The sequence below is a fragment of the Bacillus sp. GMs2/2 genome, assembly GCF_050172095.1.
GTDB lineage: Bacteria > Bacillota > Bacilli > Bacillales > Bacillaceae_G > Bacillus_A > Bacillus_A cereus.
Genome location: NZ_JBNLYE010000772.1, coordinates 1 through 692 on the forward strand (window position 1 = coordinate 1; position 692 = coordinate 692).

Below are 692 nucleotides of genomic sequence, written 5' to 3' on the forward strand. Positions count from 1 at the left end.
AAAATTGTGATGCCAACCTCTGCACCGCAAGCTAAAGTGGATGCGACGAGAGGATATGGTTCTGAAGTTATTTTATACGGTGATACATTTGATGATGCAAAAGCGAAGTGTGAAGAGATTATAAAAGAAACAGGCGAAACATACCTACATCCATATGATGATGTAGAAGTAATGGCTGGCCAAGGGACAATTGGGTTAGATATTCTGGATGATATGTGGGATGTTGATACTGTTATTGTACCTATTGGTGGAGGAGGAATTATTTCAGGAATTGCTGTAGCGCTGAAATCATTTAATCCTTCCATTAATATTATTGGGGTTCAAGCAGATAATGTTCATGGAATGAAAGCTTCTTATGATGCGGGGAGAATTTTAGAACACTATGAAGCACCAACAATAGCGGATGGTTGTGCGGTAAAAATACCAGGGAATTTAACTTTTGAAATTGTAAAAGACCTAGTAGATGATATTGTAACTGTATCGGAAGAAGAATTAGAAGTAGCAATGAAAGACTTACTGCAACGCGGAAAAGCTGTCGTAGAAGGCGCGGGAGCATTAGCCACAGCCGCTCTTCTAGCAGGCAAAGTTGATAAATATGTACAGGGTAAAAAAGTAGTAGCGGTTATTTCAGGTGGCAATGTGGATTTAAAACGTATTTCAAGTGTATGTGAGCATTTCTTTGTTGCCAATGA

At 39.0% G+C, this 692-nt stretch carries 1 protein-coding gene; it reads left to right on the forward strand.

What is annotated here, in order from left to right; translation table 11 throughout:
• On the forward strand, positions 1 to 692 hold a 692-nt coding region (locus tag ACQGS6_RS29420; protein WP_426966105.1), incomplete at both ends, for a pyridoxal-phosphate dependent enzyme.